Raw genomic sequence first — 5959 nt, forward strand, 5'->3', positions numbered from 1 at the left:
GCGGGGCGCTGTCCAAACAACCGGGGCCAGCTCTGTTCCTCGTTCATTCGCTCTCTCCTCGGCTATCCAAGGAGGGGGCAATTCCTCGTGACGTCGAGGGGGCAGTTTTCGATGGCGCGCGCGACAGCGAGCCGACTTTGTTGTATCAGTCTGGCTCTGCCCTTTGGCAGAGCCAGAAAGCCAAACAAGCTCGGCCGAAGCTGTCTCGATGGGAGAACTCCAGCCATCTTGGGACGTCAAACAGCACGCGCCATGTTCGATGCGGAGCGCGTTTTCGTACGATCGCTGTCGCTACTGTCGATCAGGTTGGCAGCAGCCATGTGCACTCCACGACAACATACTCCGGAATGCTGTCCAGCGAGGACTTGCCGACGGCCCGAATTTGACGCGTCTGAATGCCAACGGGCGATCGAAGCGATTACCCCTTCTGGGAGTAAAGAGTCGGAATTCGGTGGAGGAGCTCGCCCGGACCTCAACGACGAAAAATCAATGGGGCCGCGAGACGATGCAGTCCCGCGGCCTCGCCACCGGAATTTAGTGAAAAGACAGTTTAAGTATAAAATCCCTCAGCCGGTGTTCTTTCAAGTAGAACACCGTGTTCCAACACTTGCCAATCCGGACAGCTACGGGGAAACGCGTGCAACCGCAGACCAATGCGGCCGCGAGATCGATGAAGAAGCCGGTAAAATTACGGTTCGCCTGTCCTATTCGCCTGTCATAACGGGTGCCAAGCGTCGAAAGAGTGTATCAGCGAGCAGAAGCAGCGCTCGATGCTATGCGCTGTTTGTAGTCGTCGGCGTCGTGCGTAATGGTGATCCTGCAGGTGCCGTTTGAGCGTATCATTGCTGTTGCGCTGATTGCGCGATGTTCGTGCATAACTGCCGGTTGCCGAGGCCCGCTTCAGCGTACGGCTTCCGTTCGCTTAAACCATTTCCTCGGTAAGCCAATGTAGTAGCCGCGCATGCGAAGCTCTGCCTCTCATCTATTGATGTGTTTCGCAAGCGGAACACACCACCGACACGATTGATTATTGCCTCACGCATCTCACGCGCATCGCGTGACGGAGACTTCGCGACGACCGACCTAGTGCTGACGCCAGAGGCCGCCACGCCAGCGGCCGGATCGGTACTCGCGGCTCGTTGCTGGGAAGTCCGGCCTTCAGACCGGCGTGTCGTAGGTGATGGGATAACGCTCTGGAAACGGCCCTCCTGCGTAGTCAATCTCCGCGGCGGGACGGACGCCCCGGATTTGCAGGATGCGGCGAACGATTTCCGGAACTTGGATGCGGCTGATCTGGTCGCCGAGGCAGGTGTGCATCCCGTAGCCCAGATGCATGTAGACCGACTCCGGCCGGTCGATCGCGAAGCTGGACGGCGCCGGCAGTTGCAAGCCATCGCGCATCGCCGACCGGGTCGAGATCAGCACCGTGCTGCCGGCCTTGATTGTCGTCGCGCGCAGCGAGCCCTTGGCTATCCGGTAATCGGTCCGGCAGTGGCGCACCACGAACGGATTGATCGGGTTGAAGCGCAGCGCTTCCCAGCAATAGCGATACATCAGATGGTCGTTGTTGCTGCTGGCGACGTCGATGGCCTCCTTCAGGATCCTCGGGCGCTTGAACAACTCGTCGAGCAGCTGCACGATGGCCGCCGATGTGGTCTCAATCCCGCCGACCAGTGTGCCCATCATATTGGTAATAATGCGTTCGTCGGCGAAGCCGATCGAATCGTCAAAATGGCTATTCAGCAGGCGGCTGAACACGTCCTCGAGCGGCGCCCCATTTTTCAGCTGCTCGCGCCGCTGCGGGAGCAGTTGTGTCAGATAGGCGCGCATCTCCTGCCCAGCGTCAATGTTGTCCTGGTGCACCTTCGGATCTTTGTCCAGGTTGTGAAACATGTCATATTGCGTCGCGCGCGACCAGCGGAACATCGAGGCCAGATCGGGGCCGGGAAAGCCGAAATATTCTCGGGTCAGCTGAATGGGCACCAGGCGCGACAACGTGCTGACCACCTCGATCTGGTTCTGGGTATAGATCTGCTTTTCGACAGACGCATTGGCGAGGCTGCGCACCTTCTGGCGAATTGCCGGCAGATCCTCCATGCGCATGAAGGCGCGCATGATACCCTTGTCGCGCTGGTTTATTTCGGTGCAGTCGCGGCCGAGCATGAAGGGGCCGACCGAAGGGTCCATCATTGGCGCATAGGTGACGTTGAAGATGTCGGGGCGGCTCAGCGCTTCCTGCACGTCGGGGAAGCGGGTGATGAACACCGGCCCCGCGGCGCCCAACGCCAGGTTGGGCCTGACGCGCCGGATGAATGCGAACAATGCATCCGGATGTTTGGCGATCATCCATTTCAGGAACTTCGCCGCCGGCCCCTGTTTCTGTTCCGCCATTGCTGCCGCACCCTAACTCCGAAAAGCTTCGCCTGGTCGGTCGATCCGGGCTTCCGTCCACCTTTCCCCCTGCGGGAGCGAGATGGTCTTCGCTATTGCTCCAGTTGGAGCTGACCCAATCAATTTCAGATCGACTTGAGGAACTCGATGATTGCGTTGCGCTCCTCCGGAGACAGCGCAGGGCCAATGACGCCCTCATGCTTCTCGTTCGAGAATTCGTGGCCGGTATTGCGATTGGCGGGCCTCGACGTATCGATGATGAAGTAGCCCTTGCTGTCGTAGGTCCTGCCTTCAGGAGCGACCGTCCGTGTCACGATACCGACGCGGACAGGATCGAAGCTGGGCTCACCGAGCAGGAAGACTTGTGGGCGCTCCGCAACCGGGCTGAGCAGATCGTAGATCGTCGGCACCGAGCCGTTGTGCAGGAACGGCGCAGTCGCCCATACGCCGTTCAGCGGACGCGCCTTATAGCCGAAACCTGCCGCTAGACAGTTCGGCCGATCGCCTTCGATCTCCGCTTGGACCGTCCCGGTCGACCGAAGCCATTCGTCGATGCCGGATTGGACCACGGCGCCGAGCGCAAGCGCGTAGAGTTGCATCGCATGGTCCGAGAGGTGGATCGTATCCAGCGTGTTGTCAGCCTTCCGTTGGCAGACATCGATGTCGAGGCCGAGCCCTGGGCTGCTCTGGCCCGCCCTGGCCAGTTCGCTGCCGGCGGTGTCCACGGTGCGATTGCGCAGCACGTCGCCCTGGGCCGGATCGGTGCCGATATGGCTTTGCTTGATGATCTTGACGTTGAGTACGGATTCCCTCGTCTGCTTCTCCTGCCCATCGCGACCGCGCCAGCGGATAGGGCCGAAGTTCTTCCAGAACTCCGCGTCCGGGGCCTTGCCGTGCACGATGTCCGGCGTCAGCGCTGGAAGATGGCAGCCGCTGCAATGTTTGTCGTAGAGTTGGGCTCCCACGGCGGCCTTGGCTTTGTCGATCGCAGGAAAGCTGTCGGGCCAGGCTGGCGCATTCAGTCCGGTGAAGGCTTTCGCCACCAGCGGCAGGTCCTTTCCAGCGAGCTGTTGTTCGATCCAGTGCAGATTATCGAAGGGGATGCTGCTGGCAAAACGTCCCCCCTTGGGCGGGGCGGTGAGGTTGAGCTCCGCCGAAACCCCCATCGCCTCGCCGGCATTGCGCACCAATGGCTGCATAATCGAGCCGTCGTACTGCACCCAATCGAACCATGACGATGTCCAGATGTGCGGGTAGCTGACAGGGGCGTTGAGGTTGACGTAGTTGCCGTAGCGCTTGGGGTCGAGTGCGAACACCTGGTTGCCGATGCGATTGAGCGCATCGAGGCGGGTAAACCCTTCCGTGACGTCGATCCCAGCGGGCTGATCGATCAGAGCACCAAGTATTCCATCGAGCTCCTTGGACAGTTGGACGCGTGTAAGATCGCTGTACTCGGTTCCTAAAACGCGCTTCGCGAACCGCCCGAAGCGACCGTCGAAGAAGGGTAGCTTTGCCGACAAAGCGGTCTGTGCGAGCGCAGCGCGGAGCGCATTTGTCAATTGACCGAGATCGGTCACGGCGGGGCCGCCTTCAATGACATAGCGCTTCTCTTTGAAGATCAGTTGGCCGGTATGGCACGCGGCACAGGTCAATCCAACGGCAGTCTCCTTACGCGAAAGTCCGCGGATCGACTGAAACGGCGAATATGCAAAGCCGATCGGCAAACCGTACTCATTGTTCTCGCTTTCGGCAGACTCTATGAATCCAAACCGCAGTAAATAGCGGTTGTCAGAAAACCGTTCTCGTTTGAAAAAGGGGATAGCGAAAGGCGAGTTCAGCGGCGCTTCCAGGGCGAGAAACCATGACAGCGGGATCGGTAAGGTCTGCGTGCCCTGGGCTTTATGATGGAATCGATCGGCGTCTTCGGCGTTCCAGCCCTGATCGAGCGAAACCTGCTCGCTCGCGGAAACCGGTTCAGGGAGACCAGGCGGCGTCAGAGCTTCGATTGTCGCGCCAAGCTGGGAGCTGGTCATGACTGCGATCAAAGCAATGACCACGATGATCGCCAGAAGAACAAGAAAGCGTCGCCACCAAAGGCGCCGAATTGCGCTGGTAACTGTCGACATGGCTCCCCCGTGTCAGCGAACGGCCTCCAGCAGAGAGCCGTGCAAACAGTAATACTACAACTACATGATCTTGTAGGCTTACCCCTGCTGTTGACGTCCTTGAGACGCGATCACTATTCTTTCTGACGTCACAATCGGTGGTCTGTGGAATGGGCGAACTTGACCGCATAACAAGAACATCTAGAGCGTTCGGACGAGCTCTTGTTCGAGCCGCCATCCCATCCTCGCGATCGAATTTGCAGTGACGTTGGGTCCGCTGTGGGAGATCGGGGGGCTGTAATCCGCGGGAACGCGAGCGAACGGAATTGGCCGGGCGCCTGAGGGCAATAGGCTCGCACTCGGAGATCAGGACTCCGTAGGGCGCAATGACCATGAGCATACATCCGGCCACGCCGATCACGATGATGCAGACGGCGAATTCGAGCCAAGCAACGCGGCTACCATTTAACGGCTTCGTTTGGCAAGCACGATGACGGCGCGGCTGACCTGAATTAGCAGCATCGGCGTCAGGCTGTAGCCCGCGACAATGCTCCACATCGTGAGCGTCGGTGGCAGACGTGGAAGACCTCTGTCATCGGCGGCCAGTAGAGAGGGACTGCGAGCAGAGGGCCGTACAGGCCGAGCGCAGCCAGACCCATGGATTGCGCGTGAACTCGTTGAAAACGGTACCGGAGCGGCTGCTGCGCATGGCGACGACGCGCCAGAGTTGTGCGAATGCGACGGCGAGGAATGTGGTGGTGACTATGGCCTCGCCCGTCCAGCCGGGCCGAAACCGCCAGTGTCCCCGCGGTTCTCGCGCTTACGAAGGAAGGCCTCATATCCCTCCGGGTCAACCTCCTTCAGGCGGTTCAGCGCGCGCTTAGCTTCCAGATCGGCGGACTTGCTATGACGCTGTTTGATCTTTTTACTTTTGCTTCCATCTCTGCGAGCTGTCCCGTTGCTGTTGGTACACTCTCGGGTATTGTCTCGAGCTTCGCGCTTGGTCGCGTCTCTTCGAGGCCTTCGACGCACCGATTGGGATGACGAGATGCTGCGGCTCGAATTGAACGACCTTCTCGAAGGTGGGTTTGAGCCGCTCGACGATCTGCACGAGGCCGTCCAGGCGCTGCTCGACCATCCGCGGCGGCGGCGGCGGCGGCTCCGGCGGCCTGCTGCCCGCAGGGCTGATCCAAGCGACCAAGTTTGCATCGTCGCTGTTGAAATGGTTGAAGTCGAGTCGACGTCAGCATCGTCACCTCCGGAGACGTCGGCGTCGCGGCACCGGAAGCTCTGGCAGTATTCCGAGAACGGCACGATCCCCGGCACCGACGACACCTAGCAAGGGATCGACTGCATGGCCCATCCTTCCGCGCAAACGCTCGGGTACCCACGCTAGTAGCCGTGTGCGAGCAGTAACGCCGTCGTGGTCTAGTCATCTGGAACGGAAGTTCGTGACATTAGTT

General features: G+C 59.9%; 4 protein-coding genes. 2 read left to right on the plus strand and 2 right to left on the minus strand.

What is annotated here, in order from left to right; genetic code table 11:
• The first annotated feature begins 537 nt into the window (after positions 1-537).
• The gene (locus IC66_RS46975) at positions 538-834 is read left to right on the plus strand and encodes a hypothetical protein (protein ID WP_125459386.1); all 297 of its coding nucleotides are present in this window, start codon (positions 538-540) and stop codon (positions 832-834) included.
• 324 nt (positions 835-1158) lie between these two features.
• Here the strand turns inward: IC66_RS46975 and IC66_RS0141805 are convergent, their stop codons facing one another.
• Together IC66_RS0141805 and IC66_RS0141810 are read right to left on the minus strand one after the other, a co-directional pair.
• Positions 1159-2391, minus strand: a complete 1233-nt coding sequence (locus IC66_RS0141805; RefSeq protein ID WP_011082852.1) for a cytochrome P450 — start codon at positions 2389-2391, stop codon at positions 1159-1161.
• 125 nt (positions 2392-2516) lie between these two features.
• On the minus strand, positions 2517-4517 hold the full coding sequence (locus IC66_RS0141810) for a c-type cytochrome (protein WP_011082853.1): 2001 nt from the start codon (positions 4515-4517) through the stop codon (positions 2517-2519).
• Between the two features lie 1027 nt (positions 4518-5544).
• Between IC66_RS0141810 and IC66_RS44800 the strand changes: the two genes are divergently transcribed.
• Complete coding sequence (locus IC66_RS44800) at positions 5545-5835, plus strand: hypothetical protein (RefSeq protein ID WP_011082854.1); 291 nt, start codon at positions 5545-5547, stop codon at positions 5833-5835.
• Positions 5836-5959: the final 124 nt, after the last annotated feature.

The organism is Bradyrhizobium genomosp. III (assembly GCF_000261705.1).
GTDB classification, from domain to species: Bacteria; Pseudomonadota; Alphaproteobacteria; order Rhizobiales; family Xanthobacteraceae; genus Bradyrhizobium; species Bradyrhizobium ottawaense.